Source organism: Cellulophaga sp. Hel_I_12 (assembly GCF_000799565.1).
GTDB lineage: Bacteria > Bacteroidota > Bacteroidia > Flavobacteriales > Flavobacteriaceae > Cellulophaga.
In genome coordinates this window covers 2,167,808-2,191,243 of record NZ_JUHB01000001.1, presented here as the reverse complement: position 1 = coordinate 2,191,243, position 23,436 = coordinate 2,167,808, and the positions used below count along the sequence as shown (strand labels likewise).

The 23,436-nt window shown below is 35.8% G+C and carries 18 protein-coding genes; 10 read left to right on the top strand and 8 right to left on the bottom strand.

Annotated features, from left to right (window positions below; translation table 11 throughout):
- Positions 1 to 7: 7 nt before the first annotated feature.
- Together GQ45_RS09630 and GQ45_RS09625 are read right to left on the bottom strand one after the other, a co-directional pair.
- Positions 8 to 1,945 carry an alpha-amylase family glycosyl hydrolase gene (locus GQ45_RS09630; RefSeq protein ID WP_047417260.1) on the bottom strand — a complete coding sequence of 646 codons (1,938 nt, stop codon included), beginning with the start codon at positions 1,943 to 1,945 and terminating at the stop codon, positions 8 to 10.
- A 4-nt stretch (positions 1,946 to 1,949) separates the two neighbouring features.
- Entirely contained in the window at positions 1,950 to 2,894 is a 945-nt protein-coding gene (locus tag GQ45_RS09625) for a carbohydrate kinase (protein WP_047417257.1), read from the bottom strand.
- Between the two features lie 481 nt (positions 2,895 to 3,375).
- Between GQ45_RS09625 and GQ45_RS09615 the strand changes: the two genes are divergently transcribed.
- The 4 genes from GQ45_RS09615 to GQ45_RS09600 all read left to right on the top strand — a co-directional run bounded on the left by GQ45_RS09615 (position 3,376) and on the right by GQ45_RS09600 (position 7,472).
- Complete coding sequence (locus GQ45_RS09615) at positions 3,376 to 4,500, top strand: SPFH domain-containing protein (RefSeq protein ID WP_047417251.1); 1,125 nt, start codon at positions 3,376 to 3,378, stop codon at positions 4,498 to 4,500.
- Between the two features lie 98 nt (positions 4,501 to 4,598).
- Positions 4,599 to 5,681: a hypothetical protein gene (locus tag GQ45_RS09610; protein ID WP_047417249.1), complete on the top strand. Its 1,083-nt coding sequence runs from the start codon at positions 4,599 to 4,601 to the stop codon at positions 5,679 to 5,681.
- Complete coding sequence (locus tag GQ45_RS09605; RefSeq protein WP_047417248.1) at positions 5,678 to 6,406, top strand: metallophosphoesterase; 729 nt, start codon at positions 5,678 to 5,680, stop codon at positions 6,404 to 6,406. Before GQ45_RS09610 ends, GQ45_RS09605 begins: the two co-directional genes overlap by 4 nt.
- Positions 6,407 to 6,476: 70 nt before the next feature.
- The gene (locus GQ45_RS09600) at positions 6,477 to 7,472 is read left to right on the top strand and encodes an acyl-ACP desaturase (RefSeq protein WP_047417245.1); all 996 of its coding nucleotides are present in this window, start codon (positions 6,477 to 6,479) and stop codon (positions 7,470 to 7,472) included.
- Between the two features lie 80 nt (positions 7,473 to 7,552).
- Here GQ45_RS09600 and GQ45_RS09595 read toward each other — a convergent pair whose 3' ends face one another.
- The 5 genes from GQ45_RS09595 to GQ45_RS09575 all read right to left on the bottom strand — a co-directional run bounded on the left by GQ45_RS09595 (position 7,553) and on the right by GQ45_RS09575 (position 11,795).
- Positions 7,553 to 8,110 carry a hypothetical protein gene (locus tag GQ45_RS09595; RefSeq protein WP_047417240.1) on the bottom strand — a complete coding sequence of 186 codons (558 nt, stop codon included), beginning with the start codon at positions 8,108 to 8,110 and terminating at the stop codon, positions 7,553 to 7,555.
- 559 nt (positions 8,111 to 8,669) lie between these two features.
- On the bottom strand, positions 8,670 to 10,223 hold the full coding sequence (locus GQ45_RS09590; RefSeq protein WP_047417238.1) for an aldehyde dehydrogenase family protein: 1,554 nt from the start codon (positions 10,221 to 10,223) through the stop codon (positions 8,670 to 8,672).
- 88 nt (positions 10,224 to 10,311) lie between these two features.
- Positions 10,312 to 10,674, bottom strand: coding sequence for a DUF1304 domain-containing protein (locus GQ45_RS09585; protein WP_047417235.1), 363 nt, complete (start codon positions 10,672 to 10,674; stop codon positions 10,312 to 10,314).
- 4 nt (positions 10,675 to 10,678) lie between these two features.
- Positions 10,679 to 11,218, bottom strand: a complete 540-nt coding sequence (locus tag GQ45_RS09580; RefSeq protein ID WP_047417232.1) for a 3-hydroxyanthranilate 3,4-dioxygenase — start codon at positions 11,216 to 11,218, stop codon at positions 10,679 to 10,681.
- 82 nt (positions 11,219 to 11,300) lie between these two features.
- Positions 11,301 to 11,795 carry a CAP domain-containing protein gene (locus tag GQ45_RS09575; RefSeq protein ID WP_047417228.1) on the bottom strand — a complete coding sequence of 165 codons (495 nt, stop codon included), beginning with the start codon at positions 11,793 to 11,795 and terminating at the stop codon, positions 11,301 to 11,303.
- A gap of 327 nt (positions 11,796 to 12,122) precedes the next feature.
- Here GQ45_RS09575 and GQ45_RS09570 point away from each other — a divergent pair, with 327 nt between their 5' ends.
- Positions 12,123 to 17,642 carry an alpha-2-macroglobulin gene (locus GQ45_RS09570; protein ID WP_047417225.1) on the top strand — a complete coding sequence of 1,840 codons (5,520 nt, stop codon included), beginning with the start codon at positions 12,123 to 12,125 and terminating at the stop codon, positions 17,640 to 17,642.
- Between the two features lie 113 nt (positions 17,643 to 17,755).
- Here GQ45_RS09570 and GQ45_RS09565 read toward each other — a convergent pair whose 3' ends face one another.
- Positions 17,756 to 18,259: a CvpA family protein gene (locus GQ45_RS09565; RefSeq protein ID WP_047417222.1), complete on the bottom strand. Its 504-nt coding sequence runs from the start codon at positions 18,257 to 18,259 to the stop codon at positions 17,756 to 17,758.
- Between the two features lie 101 nt (positions 18,260 to 18,360).
- Between GQ45_RS09565 and GQ45_RS09560 the strand changes: the two genes are divergently transcribed.
- The 5 genes from GQ45_RS09560 (at position 18,361) to GQ45_RS09540 (ending at position 23,418) form a co-directional block, all read left to right on the top strand.
- Positions 18,361 to 18,717 (top strand): hypothetical protein, encoded by a 357-nt coding sequence (locus tag GQ45_RS09560; protein WP_047417219.1) that lies wholly within the window; start codon positions 18,361 to 18,363, stop codon positions 18,715 to 18,717.
- A 1-nt stretch (position 18,718) separates the two neighbouring features.
- Positions 18,719 to 19,027 (top strand): antibiotic biosynthesis monooxygenase, encoded by a 309-nt coding sequence (locus GQ45_RS09555; RefSeq protein WP_047417217.1) that lies wholly within the window; start codon positions 18,719 to 18,721, stop codon positions 19,025 to 19,027.
- Positions 19,028 to 19,039: 12 nt separating this feature from the next.
- On the top strand, positions 19,040 to 21,388 hold the full coding sequence (gene pbpC, locus GQ45_RS09550; protein ID WP_047417213.1) for a penicillin-binding protein 1C: 2,349 nt from the start codon (positions 19,040 to 19,042) through the stop codon (positions 21,386 to 21,388).
- A 213-nt stretch (positions 21,389 to 21,601) separates the two neighbouring features.
- Positions 21,602 to 22,093, top strand: coding sequence for a hypothetical protein (locus GQ45_RS09545; protein ID WP_047417210.1), 492 nt, complete (start codon positions 21,602 to 21,604; stop codon positions 22,091 to 22,093).
- Positions 22,094 to 22,371: 278 nt separating this feature from the next.
- Positions 22,372 to 23,418: an alkane 1-monooxygenase gene (locus GQ45_RS09540; protein WP_047417207.1), complete on the top strand. Its 1,047-nt coding sequence runs from the start codon at positions 22,372 to 22,374 to the stop codon at positions 23,416 to 23,418.
- Positions 23,419 to 23,436: the final 18 nt, after the last annotated feature.

Here is a 23,436-nt window from a genome sequence, read left to right as displayed (position 1 = left end):
TTTTAATTTAGTTTTTGAGCATCCAATACGTGGCGTAAGCTTCAATTTCAAGTGTATTATTTTTAAGAATCAAAGAGGTATTGCTAATTAGATCTATCGTTTTTTCAGTGATCCAAAATTCGATATGGTCTAACCAAGACCTATCAATGCTTTGTGGGTGCGTATCAAAATTACAAATAATCAAAATGCGCTCTTTTTCAGCGTATCGTTCAAAAATTAAAAGATGAGGATTTTCATTTTGGTGTAGCCTAAAATTGTTATGATCTGCAAATACCGGATTATTTTTACGAATTTCTATCAAATTTTTTAGGGTATAATAGATATCAGATTCTGGTGTTTTTTTCTTTTCTAAATCTGCGATAGTAGCCCAATTTTGTTGCGGTCTGTTCACCCAACGGCTGTCTTGTTTTTTATTAGGATCACTTTTATAGGAGTAGTCATTAAGGGTGCCAATTTCATCTCCTGCGTAAATTAAAGGAATACCACCATAGGCCAAAATAATGCTATGCATCATTTTAATTTTTTTGATGGCGGTTGTTATATCTTCAGGCTTATTTTTAGCTAAGGCAGCTTCTAAACCAAGTAATGAAGCGGTACTGCCTGTAATTCTGCCATCCCCTGTTTTGGGGTTGTACATAAACATTTCACCTCTTGCTTGTGACCAGCTTAATTTTCGAGTGTAATAATTTAACAAAAATAAGCGGTGTTGTCGCGCATCAAGACCTAGGTTGTACACCTCTTGATCTTCAAATCCTAAACCAATATCATCATGGCATCGAACGTAATTTATCCATGTAGCACTTTTAGGTTTTTGGGGTAAATGCTGTAGGCTTCTATACAACAACTGTGTTTTTGTAGTGGCGATCGCCTCCCATAATAAGGCCATTAAGGTAGCGTTGTAGGCTACTTCACATTCGTTTCCTTTGTACTGCTTTTCCCCAAAATACTTCATGATTTCATAAGGTGAAACAATGGCTTCTGCTAAAAGAATGACGCCAGGAGCTACTATTTGGAGGCACATTCTAAATAAACTTATTAAGGCATGTGCCTCGGGTAAGTTTTGAGAGTCCGTACCTATTTTCTTCCAAAGAAAGGCCAATGCATCAAATCGAACGACATCTACTCCTAAATCAGCAAGTTTTATAAGCTTGGTCAGCATTTCGTAAAACACCTCTGGATTGCTATAATTTAAATCCCATTGGTATGAATTAAAAACGGTCATGACCCATTTTTGCATGTCATGATTATAGGTAAAGTTGCCAGGTGATGAGCTAGGAAAAACTTCTGGAAGTGACCGTTCAAAGGCATCAGGAATCTTGCGGTCAGGATAGGTGTAATAGTAGTTTTGGTATTTTAAATCGCCCTTTTGAGCCTTTTTAGCCCAAGAAAATTCATCTGAAGTATGGTTTACTACAAAATCAAGCATGAGAAACATACCCTTTTTACGTAATTTTTGAGTCAAATTCAGTAAATCGTTTTTTGTGCCGTATTTTTTATCAACCTCCGTATAGCTGTTTACGGCATAACCGCCATCATTTTCTTCTTTAGGCCTGGTAGTAATGGGCATTAAGTGTAAAAAATTAACGCCTAAGGTTTCAAAGTAATGTAGTTTTTCAGAAAGACCATTAATATCTTTGTTAAAATGATCTACATACAATTGCATACCAACTATTTTTTCAGATTGGTACCAAGTTCCTTTTTGCAGTCGTTCTATATCTTGTTTTTTTAAATCAATGGGCCTGTTTTTAAATAGTTGCGGTAATAAAGAGAGTAGTTTTTTAAAGTCTGCTATATGGTTTTCCTCAGGATATAAGGAAAAAAACAGGTCTTTTATCAGGGTGCTGTTGGTGGCTAATCGCAATTCAAAAAGATCATCTAAAGCGGCTTTATCTAAATTTTTAAATTTAGATTTTCCTAACAGTTGGTGTAACGAATTTTGATTCATAGCACTAAGATTCTAATTGACTTAAAGTGGGTAAAGATTCAATAGCGCCATAATTTGTAGTGGTTATAGCACCCGCTTTATTGGCTATAAGTACCATATGTTCAAGGATGTTTTTGTCCTTAAAAATGGTATCTAAGTTTGGTAAATTTGAAATTTGATATAATAGGCATCCAATAAAAGCATCCCCTGCGCCAGTTGTATCTACAGGAGAAACTTTTATACTAGGGATTATTTTTTTGCTACTTGGTGTGCTTAATAAGGTGCCTCCAGCACCTAGGGTTATGGTAATAATTTGAGTGCCTATTTGATGCAATTTATCGCAAGCTTCTTCTAGGTTTTCTTTACCAGAAATAAGTTGCGCTTCTTCTGCACTAAATTTACACAAATGGGAGCCTTCTATAAAAGGCAAGCACTTTTTAATAAAAGTAGCTTCATTATTTTTCCATAAATCAAGCCTATAATTTGGGTCAAAACTTATAAAGGTTTGTGCCTGAATGGCATCTCGAAAATAACGTGAATACGTGTCTTCAAGCGCGCCTCCTAAAAATGAAGTCGCAGCACCTAAATGCAGCATGTTATTTTTAAAACTATTTTTCAGGGCTTTGTCATAGCCTAATTCTTTATCGGCTCCTCGGTTAAAAACAAAATCGCGTTCACCGTCTTCGGCTAACGAAACAAAGGCGAGGGTAGTAAAGGTTTTAGAGCGTTGTAAGAATGAAATATCGACCTTAATTTGATCTAAAATACCTGCTAAAAAATTTCCAAAAGGATCATCGCCCACACAGCCAATAAATGAACTTGCGCCACCTAAACGCCCTATAGCACAGGCCACATTAGCAGGTGCACCACCTGCTTTTTTTGTAAATTCTTTTGCTTTAGAAAGATCACTGCCTTGCTTTTCAGCAACAAAATCGATGAGAAGTTCACCGACACAAAATACTTTTTTCATGCTATTTAATTAGGGAAAGTCTAAAGTACTTAGAAATCTTTTATAATACCAATAATCAATGGGAAACTCTTACAAGCTTACACCTAGAATTGCGCTAAGAGAGCCCCAATTAGCTTTGTATTTCTGGGCTAATTGGAGCAGATACCATCTAAAACCGGTAGCGTATTTTTTGGACAAGAAAGAAAAAGAAAAACCTTGCTACAACTATAGGCATTGTTATGCGGTTAGCTTCTTACAAGGTTTTTGATTAACCACATTTCGAAGAGCCACAATCTTTTTCTTTAGGCACCAGAAGTTTTTGACTATTCCTAGGAAATCTTTAAGTAGTGGTTTTTTTACACTCGAATTTTAAGCTATGGCTAGCTGTGCTTGTTAAAAAGTAGTCGTTGTTTCAGAAATCTCTTAAAAAACAAAATGGGGTATTTTGCCATTTCTAAAGAAATCCTTACCTTCTTACTCATTATAAAAACACAAACCGAAAATGGGACTATTTGATGAAATAAAAAAGAAGCTAAGCAATGAGTTTATAGATATCATAGAATGGCTAGATACTACGAATGAAACCATTGTACATCGTTTTGAGCGTTACCAAAATGAAATTAAAAATAATGCCCAGCTTATTGTACGCGAAGGACAAGTTGCAGTTTTTATCAACGAAGGGCAATTGGCCGATGTTTTTAAACCAGGAACCCACACCTTAAGCACTCAAAACTTACCTATTTTATCCACGCTAAAAGGTTGGAAATATGGCTTTGATAGTCCGTTTAAGGCTGAAGTTTACTTTGTAAGTACACGCCTCTTCACGGATGAAAAATGGGGAACTAAAAATGCCATAATATTAAATGATGAACGTTTCGGGCTCACGGAAATTCGGGCTTTTGGAACGTATAGTTTTAAAATTTCTGATGCGGGTAAGTTTATAATTAATGTTGTAGGTACCGATGGTAATTTTACCAATTATGAAATTAACGAACATTTAAAAAGTTTAATTGTCACTCGCTTTACGGATACCGTTGGAGAGGCTAAATTACCTATTGAATTATATGCTGCAAATACCTCAGAATTATCTGAGGCTTGTCAAGAAGTAATGCAACCTGAATTTGGTCGTGTTGGTATTGAATTGGAGAAATTTTATATAGAAAATGTATCGATGCCCGAAGAACTCAAAAAGGAAATTTTTGAGTACAGTAGGCTTGACAAGTTAGATATGGCTAAACTTACCCAATTTAAAACGGCTAAAGCTATTGAAGAAGCTGCTAAAAATGAAGGCGGTACTGCCGGAGCTGGTATGGGTATGGGTATGGGCTTTGTATTGGCCCAACAAATGGGTGGGCTTATGCAGCCACAAATGGGTCAAGGTCAGCCAGCACAAACACAGGCTTTTCCGCCGCCAATGCCAGTACAAATAATGTATCATTACGCATCGAATGGCACGCAAATGGGACCTGTAAATCTCAATAAATTAAAAGAGTTATTTGCTAATAGAACCATCAATAAAGATTCTTTAATTTGGAAGCAAGGCATGACAAATTGGATGGCATTGCAAGAAATTGAGGAGTTAAAGGTTTTTTTAGGGGGTAACACACCACCACCACTACCACAATAGCAGAACACAAACTAATTAAACAGAATATCTTTTCAATTTTTTAAATTGTTTAGACCTATCTTTTTGTTAATGTCCGTCTTGGGCTACAACATTCGTCAATGGAAAAAACCTTTTCATCAGAAGCTAAAAAAGCATGTGCTAATTGTGGGGCAGAACTAAAATTTAAGCCCGGTTCGCACCAGTTAAAGTGCGACTATTGCGGGTATGAAGAGTTTATTGAGCAAGAAAAGTCGAGTTTCGAAGAGTTAGAACTACAACACTATTTAAAAGTGGTGGGCGCCAATGCATACACCGAAACTATAGCATTGCTCCATTGTAAAAATTGTGGTGCGAATCAACACGTTGAAGAACATTATAAATCACTTGGCTGTGTTTATTGCGGTGAGCCATTAATTAGAGAAGACATTCAAAAAGAAGGTTGGATTCTACCAGGTGCATTGGTGCCTTTTCAAATGGATGCGAATAAGGCGAAACAGATTTTTACAAATTGGGTAAAAAGCCTTTGGTTTGCGCCTGATAATTTAAAAAAAGCAGCTTTAGATGCGGAAGGGCTGCATGGCTTGTATGTGCCTTATTGGACTTTTGATGCGCATCTAGATGCAAAGTACCAAGGACAAAGAGGGGATTATTATTACGAAACACAAACCTACAGAACTAAAAAAGGAACACAAACTAGACAAGTAAGAAAAACAAGATGGCGAAGTGCCTCTGGATCAGTGGATGGTTTTATTGATGATATTTTAATCAATGCATCGGAAAAAAAAAGCCACCATATTCCGAGTAAAGTTGCCTTTTGGAACTTGAAGGAAATGGTAGGTTTTAATTCAAAATATTTATCGGGTTTTGTTACTGAGAAATATACCATTTCTTTAAAAGAAGGCCATCATCAGTCTTTTCAAGAAGCCAAAAATATTGCCTATGCTTGGATTCGGCAAGATATAGGAGGCGATACTCAGCGAATAGATCATGCCGACATAAAACTATCTAACGAAACATTTAAACATATACTAGTGCCTGTATTTATTAGCTCATACTTTTTTAATGGCAAAAACTACAATTTTTATATCAATGGCCAAACAGGCAGTATTAGTGGTGTTAGACCTTATTCTTTCTGGAAAATATTCTTTTTAGTGCTTTTTATTGTGCTTATCATAACAGTAATTGCGATTTTTGCTAAATGAAGAGAACATTAGTTATCGGAGATATTCATTCAGGATTGAAAGCTTTACAGCAAGTTTTATACAAAGCAAAATTAACGACCGAAGATCACCTTATTTTTTTAGGAGACTATGTAGATGGTTGGAGTGAGGCCGTTGAAACAATTAATTTTTTAATTGAACTAAACAAAAGCCACCAATGTACTTTTATTCGCGGTAACCATGATGAATTGTGTTATTTGTGGTTAAAAGAAGGGAAAGATAACCCACTGTGGTACCAACACGGTGGGGAGGCCACCGTAAAATCCTATGGTAAAACCAATGGCAATACCATAAATGTACATCTTGAGTTTTATGAAAAATTAGAAAATTATTACCTAGATCCACAAAATCGTTTGTTTCTTCACGCAGGATTCACTAACTTAAAGGGTATTGAATATGAGTATTTTTCTAAAAACTTTTATTGGGACAGAACGCTTTGGGAATTGGTTCTTTCGATGAATCCTGGTTTAAAAAAGAATGATCAATTTTATCCAAAGCGATTATTACATTATTCTGAAATATATATTGGGCACACCCCAGTAACACGGATTGGAGAAACAACACCCCAAAATGCTGCGAATGTATGGAATATTGACACTGGAGCGGCATTTAAAGGCCCACTATCAATCATAGACGTAGTCACAAAACAGGTTTGGCAGAGTGATCCGGTGCATACATTTTATCCCAGTGAACTAGGAAGAAACTGATTTTAGTAAATTTGATTCAGTTTTAAGAAAACTTATAAGTATTATTACGAAATTTGTAAAAAACAAAAATATGTCAGCAAAGAATATTAGAATAGAGGTTATGCGAGCTATTGAGGGCAAAGTTAATGGCTTTATAGACCAGTATCTTATTCCTACGGAAGAAATTTGGCAGCCAACAGATTTTTTGCCAGATTCTCAAAGCGATGGTTTTTTAGATGCTGTGAAGCAAATTCAAGAAGAATCTAAAGAGCTCGGGTATGACTTTTGGGTAACCATGGTTGCTGATACGATTACAGAAGAGGCTTTACCAACTTATGAATCATGGTTGATGGATGTTGAAGGAATCGATCAACATGGCGAAAATAAAAACGGTTGGTCTAAATGGGTTCGCCATTGGACTGCTGAAGAAAACCGTCATGGTGATGTGCTAAACAAATATTTATACCTTTCTGGACGTGTTAATATGCGTGAAGTCGAAATGACTACACAACACTTGATAGCAGATGGTTTTGATATAGGTACGGATAGAGACCCTTATAAGAATTTTATATACACTTCTTTCCAAGAGTTAGCCACGAATATTTCTCATAAAAGGGTAGGGCAAATGGCGAAGAAAAAAGGCAACGTGCTTTTAGGTAAAATGTGTACAATTATAGCGGGTGATGAAATGCGTCACCATTTGGCATACCGAGAGTTTGTGAAATCAATCTTTGATCAGGACCCAAGTCAAATGATGTTGGCTTTTGCCGATATGATGAAGAAAAAAATTGTCATGCCTGCCCATTTTTTAAGAGAATCAGGAGGAACCATAGGCACTGCTTTTGAGAATTTTTCAAATTGTGCACAGCGTTTAGGGGTCTACACGGCTTTAGATTATATTGACATTTTGAAAAAATTAAACGCTTATTGGGAATTAGATAACATAAGAGCACTTAACGATGATGCCGAACGTGCTAGAGATTATTTAATGAAATTGCCAGATCGTTTAGAGCGCATAGCTACGAGAATGAAATTTCCTGACGATCAATACCAATTTAAATGGGTTGAGGCCAACGGAAGGTTTTAATACATCATTGATTTCAGGGACTATAAAAAATAAGAGACCAGCAGATTGCTGGTCTCTTATTTTTTTATAAAAGGAACACTTTATAATTTACCGGATTTATGCTCAACTTGCCATTTTTGAAGTTGTGCCCATTTGCCTTCATAACACATTTTAGCTTGCATTGGCCACGATGAAGGGTCGTGAATTTTGTATCGATTTCCGCCTAAGTCTAGTATTTTTTGACAATCCGAAACCTTGGTGTCTGATAATTTTTGCCAAGTGTTAATACCAGCATCTTTAAACATGGCTTCGATTTTTGGACCAATACCTTCGACTACTTTTAAATCATTTTCTTTAATAGTTTTACCTAAAATCGCTTTTGCAGCTCCAGCATTGAAAGCATTCGTTGAAATATTTGTTGCTTTTGTAGCAGTACCAGATGCTACAGTTGTTTTAAGGGCTGGTGTCGATAATGTTTCCTTGCAATCTCTTAAATCTTTTTCTAATTTAGATACTTTATCTTGACATAGTTTTAATTCACCATCGTGATCCATTGTTTTTTTGCTGGCAAGACCCCAATAGTACCCTAGGAAGGTAGAAAGAACCCCAATTAAAATTGGAATAATCCAGTGCCAAATAGTCAAATTTTCAAAGTTCATTTTTATGTGTATTTATTGGTTAGTTGATTTTTTTGAACACTACAAAATTTATTTTAACTAGGCTTAAGAATGTAATTTTTTTATCACATTAAATAATTCAGCACCACGAGATACTCTCAAATTTCTCTAAAAGTACTTTTGAAATATTAGCTTAAAGTACTTCTTAAACCTTAAAATCTTTTAAAATAATGCTGCTGAAGCGCTGAGTTATTTGCTTAGGATACCTAAAGTATTAAAAAAATTCTTAAGTTGTTAATTATTAGAGGATTAAATACTAGATGTAGCTTAGCTAATGATTAAAAACTAGGAAGTGAAAAATAGCCTAGAACTGGTTTAAATGCATTTTATACATTTTTCCGTACCGTCTATAAGATGTTGCTTGTACAGAAGATGGTTATTGACCACCTTTAAGAAGCGTTAGGTTAAAACCTTTTTTCCCTTGATAAAGACAAGGTGTACAACATAGGTTTTTTTAGGAGTATTTTTGATTAGTTAAAAAACCACGTTAAGACTAGTTTTATTTTAGTTTAACGTGGTTTCTCACTAACGGAAAATATACTTATAAATTAAATTTAATGCCTTGCGCTAAAGGCAGTTCTGTGGTATAATTAATGGTGTTGGTTTGTCTTCTCATATAAATTTTCCAAGCATCAGATCCGGACTCTCTTCCACCGCCTGTTTCTTTTTCACCACCGAAGGCACCACCAATTTCAGCACCTGAAGTACCAATATTTACATTGGCAATTCCACAATCGCTTCCATTTGTAGAAAGAAAAAGTTCAGCTTCTCTTAAATTATTTGTCATAATAGCTGATGATAATCCTTGAGCTACACCGTTTTGTATGGCAAGCGCATCTGTTACTTCACCTGAATATTTTAAAAGGTAAAGTACAGGAGCAAAAGTTTCGTGTTGTACAATGGCAAATGAATTTTTAGCTTCTGCAATGGCTGGTTTAACATAACAACCGCTTTCATAGCCCTCTCCTGATAACACACCACCTTCTACAATAAACTTGCCACCTTCTATAACTACCGAGGCTAAAGCTTTCTCATAACTGGCAACGGCATCTTTATCAATTATTGGGCCCACGTGATTATTTTCATCTAAAGGATTGCCAATACTAAGTTGTTGGTACGCCGAAACTAATGCATCTTTTACTTGGTCATAAATACTGTCGTGTATTATTAAACGCCGTGTTGAGGTACAGCGTTGGCCAGCGGTACCAACGGCGCCAAAAACAGCACCTATTACCGTCATTTTAATATCGGCATCTGGCGTAACAATAATGGCATTATTACCGCCTAATTCTAAGAGTGATTTACCTAAACGACCTGCAACAGTTTGCGCTACTATTTTCCCCATTCTTGTAGAACCTGTCGCTGAAATTAATGGTATTCTTGTATCTTTCGTCATCATTTCTCCAACCGTATAGTCCCCATTGATTAAACAAGAAATACCTTCTGGTAAGTTATTTGCTTTAAATACTTCGGCAGCTATATTTTGACAAGCGATACCACATAGAGGTGTTTTTTCTGAAGGTTTCCATATACAAACATCACCACAAATCCATGCCAATGCCGTATTCCATGCCCAAACAGCCACCGGAAAATTAAAAGCAGATATAATACCAACAACACCTAAAGGATGATATTGTTCATACATTCTATGTCCTGGACGTTCAGAATGCATCGTTAGTCCGTGTAATTGCCGTGATAACCCAACTGCAAAATCACAGATATCAATCATTTCTTGTACCTCTCCAAGACCTTCTTGGTACGACTTTCCCATTTCGTAAGAGACTAATTTCCCTAAAGGTTCTTTATATTCCCTTAACTTATCACCAAACTGACGCACAATTTCGCCACGTAAAGGTGCAGGTTTCGTTCTCCATGTTGCAAAAGCTGCTGTGGCTGATGCCATAACTTTATCATAATCTGCTTGGGTGGTGCTCTTTACTTTTGCAATTAAGGCACCATCGACAGGGGAAAACGATGAAATTTCATCTCCTGAACCAAAACTATCCGATCCAGTTGATGAACCATGATTTAATTCTTTAACTCCTAAAATTTTAAGAGCTTCATTGATACCGAAATCTGCAGCTATTTTTGACATTTTGTAACGTTTTTATTCTGTTTTGTTATATTTATTTCAAATTTACGAATTTTAGTCTTGAAACCTCAAACTCTCGTCTTAAATTATATTAACTAATGAATAAGAAAAGAATAGCTAAAATAGCAGGTAAAGCCTGAATAAAAAATATTTTACGTTCCACACTATACGCACCATAAATTCCAGCGATTACTACACAACTTAGAAAAAATAGGGCAATATTAGTTTTCCATTCCATATTAGCTATAAAAAATGTCCAAAGCAGGCCTGCTGCTAAAAATCCATTATACAAACCTTGATTTGCAGCCATTTGTTTGGTGGGTTCAAAGAGGTCTTTTGGGAATTTATAAAATACTTTTCTTCCTTTAGTGGTCCATGCAAACATTTCGAACCACATAAAGTATAGGTGCAGAAGGGCTATACTTCCAATCAGTATATTTAATGTAATGGTCATAGTATTATTCTTTAGCAATAAAACGTTCGTCAACAGGCATAACAGCACCACAATTGTCACAAGTACGCAATTCTTTTGAATTATAAAAATGTTTAAAATGCGCTAAGAAATCTTTTTCTATATCATTTAAAGTAAAGTAAGCTTCGTATAATTTGTGATTGCAGTTGTCACAAAACCAAAGTAAACCATCATCGACCTTAAGGTGATTTCTTTTTCTTTCGATGACTAAACCTATAGAATTTTCTCCTCGCTCAGGTGAGTGTGGTGTTTTAGCAGGGTGTAAATACATGTCCCCAGGGCCAAGTTCCATGGTCTTTTTTTGACCATCTTCTTGTATATGTACTTTTATAAAGCCTTCTAATTGATAAAATAATTCTTCAGTTTCGTTATAATGATAATCTTTACGCGCATTGGGTCCAGCAACGATCATCACAATATAATCCCCAGATTCGGTATATAAGTTTTTATTACCAACTGGCGGCTTTAGGAGGTCTCTATTTTCTGAAATCCATTTGGTTAGATTAAAAGGAGGTGCAATAGCCATGTTTTTGAGTTTTTACGAAAGTTAAAAAAAACTCTTGACATAATGCGTGCCGCAATGAAGAACTACTTATCTCAGTAGGTATTTAATTTAAATCCTGAGCTTTTCTGAAAAATAACTGGGTATAGTAGTAATTCCCATTTTTATCCATTTTAACACTTACGGCAGTATGACTATAATTTCCTTCTATTGCTTTACGGTGATCGGTACTTTTCATCCAATTTTCAAAAGCTTGCAAAGCAGTACTATAATTTTTAGCTACATTTTCGGCAACCTCTGAAACATTTATTTCAGAAGCAATTCCAGAAGCTCTTGATGTAAAATTATCATGATTTATGTTTCCTTTAGCAATCATGTACTCTGTATGTACATTGGCATATTTATACGCTACTGGGCTAAATTCTAAAGTATTATAATTTTTAGAGCCTCTATAGTTATTTACTAATTTTAGTACTTCATTTTCAATCAAAACTACATTCTCAGATTCTATTGTAACTGTATCTTCTATTGACTCTTTACCGCAAGAGCTAATCGTTAATACAAATAAAACTAAGATTGCATAGTGCATTCTCATTTTCATAATGTTCTATTTGCAAGCAGGAAGCGGTAGAAAAGGGGATTTCTAGGGTAATTTTGGTTCTCGAATTCCAATACTGTAAGATTATTAAAAATATGCTTGTAATCCGCAAGTGGGCATCATTTTTCGATGAAATACATCTTTTTTTAAGACTTGTGGTGTATGTATTACAAAATTAAAAATAACCTTACATAAAACACCACATATAAGCTACACATTTTTAAAAAATAGTACCCACTAATAGCTAGTATCTTGCTCTATAACATCACTGTTAGGCATTCGTCTTTATCCTAAGAAACATAGTATATTTACTTAAAGAAATATCCGAACATGAACCTAAAATATCTAATTCTAGCCAGTATCCTGTTTTTTTACTCTTGTAAAGACAAGGATAATGAACTAAAAAATCCATCAGATAACCTAAATAAGTATCAAGAATATATTACGGAGGTAACACAGGGAATCATTTCTTCTAAGAGTGATGTTCGTGTAGTGCTTACCAATCCAGTAGTAGCATGGAACTCCAATGAGGTATTAGATAAACAACTTTTTAAGGTTACGCCTAATGTAGCAGGAAAGGTTGTGGCCTTAGATAGCAGAACTATTGCTTTTGTTCCTGAAAAAGAATTTAATCAGAATACAGAATATCAGTTTACTTTGGTTTTAGGGGATATTATAAAAGACGTGCCTAAAGAGTTGAAATCCTTAAGTTTTAGTGTAAAAATACTAGAACAACAGTTTAGTATTTATACGAATGCCTTACAATCTTATGCTAAAGACAAACAATTTATTGAAGGACAGTTGCGCAGTTCAGACATACTTCCATTAGAAATAGCAGAGCAATTACTTAGCGTTAAACAAAAGGGAAAAGAAATTCCAGTAAAATTTGATGGGACGGTTAAAGAAGGAACTTTATTCCAATTTAAAATAGAAAATATTCAACGTTTTGAAGAGGATACAGATTTAGAAATTTCTTGGGATGGTGCAAAGTTTAATATTAGTAGTCAAGGAACAAACACCTTGCGTATTCCAGGAAAAAACAACTTTACCATTTTAGATGTTGTGGTTGAAAATACAGAGAGGCCTTTACTGAGCATCAATTTTTCTGATCCACTGAAAAAAGGTCAGAATTTTAAGGGTTTAGTAGTTCTAGAAGGTGATACTAATGTAAAATATAGCGTTGATGGTAATTCTTTAAAAGTATATCCTGCCATAGAAATTACAGGAACGGCATTACTTGAGGTTTTTGACGGCATTCAAAGTGTAGATGGTTACAAGCTTAAAAATAAATATGAAGAGAGCGTCGCCTTTGAACAGATTTTACCCCAAGTTAGATGGTTGTCAAACGGAACTATTTTACCATCTTCAAGCAATTTAAAAATAAATTTTGAGGCTGTAAATTTAAAATATGTCGATGTTTCAGTAGTGAAAATCTACCAAAATAATGTCATGCAGTTTTTACAGGACAATAATCTAAATGGCAACTATAATTTAAAACGCGTCGCCAGACCAATTGCAACAAAAAAATTAGAATTACAAAATAATTTATCTGTAAATAACGGTAAATGGTCAGCGCATGCCTTAGACTTAAAATCTCTCATTACACCAGAAAAAGGGGCACTATATAGAGTAGAATTTTCCTTTAAACCGTCTTATAGTTCATACAAGTGTAGGTCTACTAATTTTGAGAATACCCAAGCTCAAGGTGACAATTATGACGAAGAAACCGAAGATAGTTCTTGGAATGGTATTGAAGACTACTATTACGAAGATAATTATGATGACTATGATTGGAACGAACGTGAAAATCCATGTCATTCGTCTTACTATTACGATAAAAAAATAGGGATAAACGTTTTAGCCTCAGACATAGGGGTGACCGTAAAAAAAGGACTCAACAAAAGCTATTTTATTGCAGTTAACGATATGATTAGCACAAAACCTATTGCGGGGGCAAAGGTTACTTTTTATAATTATCAGCAACAACCAGTTGGCTCTATTACGACAGATGTAAAAGGAACGACCTTCTTCGATGCAGAAAATAACCAAGCGTATTTTGTTGTCGTTGAAAATAATGGAGAAAAAACCTACCTAAAACTTAACGACGCTAATGTGCTTTCGGTAAGTAAGTTTGATGTTTCTGGTGTTGCCTTACAAGAAGGGATTAAAGGCTTTATTTTTGGGGAACGTGGTGTTTGGAGACCAGGCGATAACATATTCCTATCCTTTATGTTGAATGATAATGCCAATAAATTACCTGCAAATCACCCTGTAAAATTGGAGTTGTTAGATCCTTATAATAAAGTGGTGCATCAAGAAATAAAAACAAACGGATTAGATAATTTTTATCATTTTGATTTAAAAACCGACGAAAATGCGCCAACAGGAAACTGGATGGCTAAACTATCGGTTGGTGGTGCATCGTTTACAAAAACATTAAAAATTGAAACCATTAAACCAAATCGATTAAAAATTAACACCGATTTTGGCGCTGAAATTTTAGATGCTTCAAAGCCCATTCAGGGAGTAATGGAAGTAAAATGGCTTCATGGCGCAATTGCTAAAAACTTAAGGGCAGATATTACCGCTAAATTTAACCCCACAACCACATCGTTTAAATCGTTTCCAGGATATATTTTTGATGATCCAACACGTAGTTTTTCTACCGAAGAACAAGTAGTTTTTAATGGGAAACTTAACGAGGAAGGCAAAGCTAATTTTAGCATTAATCCACAGTTAAAAGGCAAAGCGGCTGGCATGTTAAATGCAGCCTTTGTGACTAAAGTTTACGAAAATGGAGGCGATTTTAGTACCGATGTATTTATTAAACCCTACTCTCCTTTTAACACCTATGTAGGTTTAAATGTGCCAAAAGGCGATAAAAATAGAGGTATGTTGTTGACTGATGTGCAAAATACGTTTGAAGTGGTTACTGTTGATGAAAATGGAAAGCCAAAAGCATCAAGCAATGTAAAAGTCTCGATTCTTAAAGTAAGTTGGAGATGGTGGTGGGACAACGCTGCCGACAATTTATCATCCTACAGCAGCAGCGAATACCGTGAAAAAGTTTTTGAAGAAACCATCAACACCAATTCAAATGGAAAAGGCAGTTTTAATTTCGAATTACAATATCCAGATTGGGGTCGGTATTTAGTGCTGGTTGAAGATACAGATGGAGGTCATTCAACTGGTACAACGGTGTATATTGATTGGCCAGGATGGGCAGGAAAATCCCGTAAAAATGATCCCTCGGCAGCGACTATGCTGCAGTTTTCAACCGATAAAGAAAAGTATAGCGTTGGCGAAAAGGCTACAGTTACTTTTCCCAGTTCAGAAGGGGGCAGAGCTCTGGTGACGGTAGAAAACGGAAGTGAAGTACTAGAAGCGATATGGGTAGAAACGACCAAAGGCGAAACGAAATTTCAGTTGCCCATTACAGAATTATTTACACCGAATATCTATATCAATATTGCGCTATTACAACCACATGCCTCTACGCTAAACGATGCTCCTATTCGCATGTATGGTATTGTTGGTATAGGTGTCGAAAATCCCAAAACAAAATTAGCGCCTGAAATTAGCATGCCAGATGTGCTGCGTCCAGAAGAAAGCATCATCATAAGAGTCTCAGAGAAAAATAAAAAGGCAATGACTTATACCATCGCTATTGTTGATGAAGGTTTGTTAGATTTAACCCGTTTTAAAACACCAGATGCATGGCGTTCTTTCTACGCCAAAGAGGCATTAGGCGTAAAAACATGGGATATGTATGACGATGTTATTGGTGCATTTGGTGGCAGAATAGATCAAGTCTTTGCTATTGGCGGTGATGATGAACTTGCAGGTGCTAAAAATAAGAAAGCCAATAGGTTTGAGCCCATGGTGATGCATTTAGGGCCTTTTACATTAAAAACAGGTGAAACAGATACACATAAAATCACAATCCCTAAATATGTAGGTGCTGTTAGAACCATGGTCATTGCGGGTAATGCAGAAAAAGAAGCTTATGGTTTGGCAGAGAAGACAACACCAGTTCGTAAGCCATTAATGATTTTAGCATCCTTACCTCGAAAAATTACTCCAGGTGAAAAAGTGACCCTGCCTGTGACCGTATTTGCCATGGAAAACAAGGTAAAAAACGTCACGATAAGAATTAAAAAAGATAAAGCATTTACCGTTTTAGGCGAAGCCACAAAATCGTTAACCTTTAGTCAACCTGATGAAAAAATGGTATATTTTGATTTGGAAGTGGCTGATTTTAAAGGTATTGGAAAAGTGAGGGTTGAAGCTTCTGGTGGCGGAGAAACTGCTACTTTTGAAATTCCGATTGATGTGGTGAACCCGAACCCGATGAGTTCAGAAAAACAAGATTTTATTTTAGAAGCTAATGCGAATCAAACCATTAACTTAGAAACTTTTGGAATATCAGGAAGCAATTCGGCACACGTAGAATTTTCAACCCTACCACCTATGAATTTTGATGGTAGAATGAACTATTTAATTCGATACCCGCATGGTTGTGTAGAGCAAACCACATCAGCCGCATTTCCACAATTGTATTTGAATGATATTTTTGATTTAACAGCACAGAAAAAATCAGAAACTCAAAAGAATATTGAAAATGGCATTAAGAATATTGGTAGAATGCAACGACCAAACGGAGGATTCTCGTATTGGTCAGGATTAAACAATGCGGATGATTGGGGTACGACCTATGCGGGTCACTTTTTGTTAGAGGCAGAGAAAAAAGGCTATGTGATGCCTATTGGTTTTAAAACAAATTGGGTAAAATACCAACAAAATGTAGCGAAACAATGGCGTTCTGGTAATTCAAATTCAGACCTAGTACAAGCGTATCGTTTATATACTTTGGCACTTTCAGCTAATGCAGATGTAGCATCCATGAACCGTTTACGAGAAACAAATGGGATATCAAACGATGCAAAATTTAGGTTGGCTGCGGCCTATGGTTTAATTGGGCAAGCGAATGTTGCAAAAGAAATTTTAAATACCGCTAAAATAGCTTTTAAAGAAGATAGTTACCATTCTTATACCTATGGTTCTGCAGAAAGAAATACCGCCATGGCTTTAGAAACATTTGTGTTATTAAAAGATAAGGCGAAAGCACAAGAATTAGCCAAAAGAGTGGCAGCAAGCTTAAACGAAAAGAAATGGATGAGTACACAAAGCACGGCGTATAGTTTATTAGCTATGGGTAAATTTGCTGAAATGGTAGGCGGAAAAGGCGTAAAAGCATTGGTATCTGTAAATGGTACATCTGAAAGTGTGAGTACGTCAAAAACTTTAGCCAGTAGAGCGCTAGCAATAAAACAAGGAAGCAATACCATCGAGCTTAAAAATCAAGAAGGCACTGTTTTATACGCAAGCCTTATCAGCAACGGAATTTTACCCGTGGGTCAAGAAAAACAGTACCAACGTAATTTTGCAGTTCAGACTAAATTTAAAGGGCGCGATGGTTCTATAATTGATGTGACAAACATGATGCAAGGAACAGATTTTGTGGCCGAGGTAACCTTGACAAACACAACCGGAAGTACGATTAAAAATATTGCCTTAACGCAAATTTTCCCTAGTGGATGGGAAATTGTAAACACACGTTTTACTGATTTTGGCGATTTTGCTCAAAATAATGTTACGCATACCGATTTGCGCGATGACAGAGCACACTTTTATTTTGATATGAAGAAGAACGAAACCAAAACGCTAAGCATATTATTAAACGCATCCTATTTAGGCACTTATTATTTACCAGGTGTTCAAGCGGAAGCCATGTATGATAATGATTATGCGGCAAGAACAAAAGGACAATGGGTTAAAGTGGTTCAATAATGAATATGTTAAATCGATTTTTATCTAAGGTAAAGAGCTTTTAAAATCAAGAACCAAGACACTAAAATATTCTAGTCTTGGTTCTTGATGCTTATGGCGAAGCGGTCTTACTTTTATTTTATATAGGGATCCGTATCAAAAATTAATACCTTTTCAAATATAAAAGCACCAATTTCTTTAATAGGTTCGTAAAGTATCGAATCGGTTTTAGTATCCTCTTTAATCAAGCTTGTGGTTTGGTTTACACTATCAAAAAAAATTAAAATAGCACCTAACATTACGGCTACTTTTAAGGCACCAAAAATACTACCTGCAATTTTATTTAATACCCCTAACATAGCAAAATCGGCAATTTTAGTAAACAGTTTTCCTAATAAGTTGACAACAACTACAATGATGATAAAAGTGATGACAAACGAGGCAATGTTCATATATTTTTCATCCCATTGCATATGCTGTGCTAAATATTCTCCTGTGAGATATGAGAAATGAATAGCGCCATAAATACCTGCAATTAATGCAATAAGGGAGGCAAGTTCTACAAACAATCCATTTTTAAAGCCTCTATAAAGTCCAAAAACTAGGGGCAAACCTAAAATAATGTCTAAAAAATTCATGGCTGACTAATTTTAACAAATATAGAACTTTGATTTGTACCTTTGAAAGAATTTGAAATAGTGGTGTTTCAACCGCTATTTATTAGATTAATAAAACTACAATGTCAAGAGATATACAATTAAAAGAGCGTTGGGATATTTTGGTAGAAAAACTATCTATCCAATTTGCCGATGGGGATACCTTAGAGTTAGATGCGATTATTTATTTAGTCGGTGTACAAGAGCTTGGGAAAATTCATAATACCTATAAAAAAGATGAAAAATTAGATTTGATGCATATTGCCATTTGCAGGTTATTAGAGCCCTACGGCTTTTATGTTTTTGATTATTTTGATGAAGATGGCTGGCCGCATTATATCGTTAAGGAAGAACTACCGCCGTTAAAAGCAGGGGAACAGTCTGTGTTAATGAAAGAAGCGATTGTCACGTATTTTGTAGAGAAAGAGTATATTGAGTAAAATGGTCACTAAACCACCTTATTACGCTGTAATTTTTACATCCATTAGAACTGATGCTGATCATGGCTATGCAGAAATGGCGCAACAAATGGAAAATTTAGCCCAACAACAAGAGGGGTTTTTAGGTTTAGAAAGCGCACGTGAAGCAATAGGAATCACCGTAAGTTATTGGGAAAGTCTAGATGCGATTGCTCAATGGAAACAAAACACGGATCATTTAATAGCACAGCAAAAAGGCATTAAAGAGTGGTACAAAAACTATAAAGTTCGCATTTGTTTCGTAGAACGGGAATACGATTTTAATAAATAAGCATCACAAAGGTTGAAGGACAAGATTTTAAATTTTTTCAAAAATAACCCTAAAAAAAGTTTCTTAATTTTTGCGCTTTTAATCGCCTATTATTTTTGTCTTCCCCAACCACTTTTTGATAGTCCTACGGCAACGGTAATAGAAAGTAAAAACGGAAGTTTAATAGGCGCAAAAATAGCTGATGATGGGCAATGGCGTTTTCCAGAAATTGATAGTGTTCCTTATAAATTCAATACTTGTTTATTAAATTTTGAAGACGCTTATTTTTATCAGCATCCTGGTTTTAATCCTATTTCAATGTTTAAGGCAATAGGGTCTAATTTTAAAGCAGGTAAAACGGTTCGTGGTGGTAGTACCATTACACAACAAGTTATTCGACTCTCTAGGGGTAACAAAAAACGATCTTATGGCGAGAAATTCATCGAGCTACTCTTAGCGACCCGATTAGAACTGCGGTATTCAAAAGATAAAATTCTACAACTCTATGCGAGTCATGCACCTTATGGTGGTAATGTGGTGGGTTTAGAAATGGCAGCTTGGCGCTATTTTGGTTTGTTACCCAAGCAACTTTCCTGGGCTGAATCGGCCACCTTAGCTGTTTTGCCAAACGCACCCAGTTTAATTTATCCAGGAAAAAACCAAGCTCGGCTTTTAGAAAAAAGAAATCGCTTATTAAAAAAGTTGCTTGAAGAAAATAGCATTGATAAAACGACTTACGAATTGGCCTTGCTCGAAACATTGCCACAACAACCATTTGCAATACCCGATGCAGCCCCTCATTTTGTAGAATTCATCGCCAAACAAAAAAAAGGAGAACGCGTACAAACGACATTAGATCAAAACTTGCAGCAAAATGTAAATGCCATTGTAAAAAAGAATTATGATATTTTGAAAGAAAATCAAGTACATAATGTCGCTGTTTTGGTACTAGACGTACAATTGAGAAAAGTTTTAGCATATGTTGGCAATTCTCCGACGGATAAATTTCATGAGAAAGATGTGGATATGGTGCGCGCTAACCGAAGTACGGGAAGCGTCATAAAACCCTTGTTATATACCGCCATGTTAGATGAAGGTGAATTGCTCCCTGATATGTTAGTGCCTGACGTTCCAACCCAAATTGCAGGGTATACCCCTGAAAATTTTAATGAAGATTACAGTGGCGCCATAGAAGCTAAAAAAGCTTTAGCACGTTCTTTAAATATACCTGCGGTGCGTTTGTTACAATCCTACGGTTTGCAAAAATTTAGGGATCAACTCGATATTTTTGAACTAGGCGGGTTAACAAAATCATCAGATCATTACGGACTAACCCTAATTTTAGGGGGCGCAGAAAGTAACCTATGGGACTTATGCAAAACCTACGCTAATTTAGCCTCGACTGTACGTCATTTTAATACCAGTTCCAGTGAATATTATAAAAATGAATTTACCCATCCTAAGTGGTTGCAGAACGAGACTATAGATTTCGGTTTAACATCTACCGAAAAAACTGTTTTTGATGCGGGGAGTATTTACTTGACTTTTGAAGCCATGAAAGAAGTAAACCGGCCCGAAGGTAACGAATCTTGGGAGTTTTACGATTCAAGCAAACAAATTGCTTGGAAAACAGGCACCAGTTTTGGCAATAAAGATGCCTGGGCAATAGGCATTACTAATGATTACGTGGTTGGTGTTTGGGTGGGAAATGCTGATGGTGAAGGTAGGCCTAGTGTTACAGGGGTAGCTAGTGCAGCCCCTATTTTGTTTGAGGTGTTTGATGTATTACCAGAATCGGACTGGTTTCTAAAACCTTTAGATGAATTTGTGTCTGTTGAGGTCTGTGCTGAGAGTGGTTTTTTAGCAAGCCCTATTTGTCCAAAAAAAAAGATTGATATTCCTAAGAAGCAGAATTATGTGCCTGCTTGCGCTTTTCACCAAACCATTCAATTAGATAAAAACAAGCAATTTCGGGTAAATTCTTCTTGTGAAGATCTGTCCCAAACCTTTGCGGAATCTTGGTTTGTTTTACCACCCTTACAAGAATTTTACTATAAAAAAAGCCACCCATTGTATAAGGCACTACCGCCATTTCGAAATGATTGTATCGCCTTAAATACGCTGACAATGGAGTTTATCTATCCAAAAAATGGCAGTAAAATTATCTTGGCTAAAAATTTCGAAGGCTATAAAAACGAACTTATTTTTAAATTGGCTCACGCCAAACCAGAAACCAAAGTATTTTGGTATCTCAATAGTTTATTCGTAAAAGAAACCAAAAACTTTCATGAAGTAGCTTTATTACCGGATGCTGGCGTACAAACAATTTCAGTAGTAGATGAATTAGGGAACGAAGCTAAAATTTCGATTACCGTAGAGTGATTGTATGTTTTCTATCGGGTCACTTTTTATAGAAATCCATAGAACACTAAGTTTCAACAGCAAAATTAGCATCTTGATCTAAGTTTTTAATACAATTCAAAGAACCTAAATACTAAAAAATAGAAAGCTACGTTTGCATAATGAACTATACTTTGGAAAAAAAACGAAGTAAAAAAGCATCACTACAATTCCTTGTAATTTTAAAATTCAATAATGAAATACCTTAAATTAATTGCCCTAGTATTAGTTAGTTCAGTGCTTTATTTATCTTCCTGTAAAGAAGAAGCGCCTAAAGTACCAAAAGAAGAAACCTTACAGCCACTAGATCTTGAAAAGTGGGCGAATCAATCAAGGGCAGCTGTCCCAAATCCAAATACTGCTGAAGCTCCGCAAAATGCAGTAGGCGTTTGGCACTATACCTGTAGTCAAGGTTGCTCCGGAGGGGCCGGTCTTGCAGGTAATTGTAACACTTGTGGAGGCCTTTTAGCACATAACGCAGCGTATCATGCAAATGCCAATCCTACCCCGGCTACATCATCACCTTTTGCCAATCAAACCACTCCTGCTTTACCTGGACCTAGCCAAAATGCAGCCGGTATATGGCATTACAGCTGTAGTCAAGGTTGTTCTGGAGGTTCTGGAACTGCTGGTAATTGTAATAGCTGTGGTACTGCATTAGTACATAACACAGCATATCATCAGTAAAATATAGTTTGTTTTACTTTTTTGATATTCGAGGTGCTTGGTGCTATACCTATTTTTAAAAGGCGATGCTAAGGAAATGCGCCAACGTCATGCAAATGCTGTGTAGTTCGATTTTAATTCGCAGCCATTGGGTTCGTTGAGTTTTAACTACATTCGTGCTTACAGTGTACAACATATTGCTTTAATCAAAAAGATTCATTAATTTTCTATATAAATAATTGCCTTTATGAGCATAGAGCTATGTCAACTAGCGCTCTTGTTTTTTAAGAAAATAGCAAATGAAAGATTTAAAATATCTCGCTGCATTAACCTTACCGTTATCTGCACTTATTAGTATTTATTTTAAGGGCTATTTTAGTTATTTTACCCCTTTTTATGCTTTTGTTCTGATTCCTATTTTAGAAGTATTGCTTCCACACGACACCTCGAACCATGAGGGGGAAGAACGGATAGAAAAGGAAAAAAGCAAGCTTTTTGATTGGATGCTTTATTTGAATATTCCCATAATTTTTGGCCTTTTAGGCTATCTTCTTTTCGATATTACGACTCATGCCTATAAAACGTATGAACTTGTTGGTTTAGTGTTAAGTTTGGGAATTGTCCTTGGCACCAATGGAATCAATGTGGCTCATGAATTAGGGCACCGACAAAAAACGAAAGAGCGTTATTTAGCTAAACTATTGCTTTTGCCTTCTTTTTACATGCATTTTTATATAGAGCATAATTTTGGGCATCATGCACAAGCAGCTACAACCGAAGACCCAGCTACAGCAGCTTATAACCAAAGCGTATATTCTTTTTGGCTTAGCTCTGTATTTCGACAATATTTTAGTGCTTGGAAATTACAATCTAAGTTGTTATTAGCAGAAGAAAAAGGCTTTTTCGCTTTAAAAAACGATATGTTATGGTACAGCATATTTCAACTGCTTTATGTTGTTATGCTCTTTAATTTTTTCGGATTAATAGGGGTAGTTTTCGCCGTTTGTAGTGGAATTGTTGGGTTTTTGATGCTAGAAACCGTGAATTATATTGAACATTACGGACTGTTACGTAAAAAAATAAGCTCTGGCAGGTATGAGCGGGTGCGTGAAATTCATTCTTGGAATAGTAACCATGTTATCGGAAGAATTGTACTGTATGAATTAACTAGGCATAGCGATCACCATTTTAAATCATCCAAAAAGTACCAGATTCTCGATTATCACGATATCTCACCACAAATGCCTTTTGGCTACCCTACCTCTATGGTCCTTTCATTTCTGCCGCCACTCTGGTTTAAAATTATGAATCCGAGAGTTCCTGAAGAAATGAAAGTTGTTGACTAATTAGCTACTTAAGTATAG